This window comes from Erythrobacter sp. SN021 (assembly GCF_021864455.1).
The window spans coordinates 1-279 of sequence record NZ_JAKKUW010000262.1 but is presented as its reverse complement, the minus strand read 5'-3'; the positions used below and the strand labels follow the sequence as shown (position 1 = coordinate 279).

At 48.7% G+C, this 279-nt stretch carries 1 protein-coding gene; it reads left to right on the top strand.

Features of this window, described 5'->3' with window-relative positions; genetic code table 11:
• The coding region (locus L5849_RS15825) for a cystatin domain-containing protein (RefSeq protein ID WP_236926321.1) at positions 1-279 on the top strand (279 nt) is incomplete at both ends.

The window sequence follows — 279 nt, the reverse complement described above, 5'->3', positions numbered from 1 at the left end:
CAAGTGGCAGCAGTGAAGCGGATTCAGATGTTGATGAAGTCGCTGCTTTTGCCGTTTCACAGTTGCAGTCTTTGTCTAACGGACTCTACTCACTGAAGCTGAGGCACATCGTCGAAGCAACAAGAAAGACTGAGGGCGGAATTCTGAACCAGCTGAAGATTGAGTGCCACCTGTCATCTTGTAAATCATCTGGACTCTTAGATGACTGCAAGGATGGATTCAGAAATGAGAGCGTGACCTGTGACGTGGACATCTTGGATCAGCGACCGAAAGACCCAC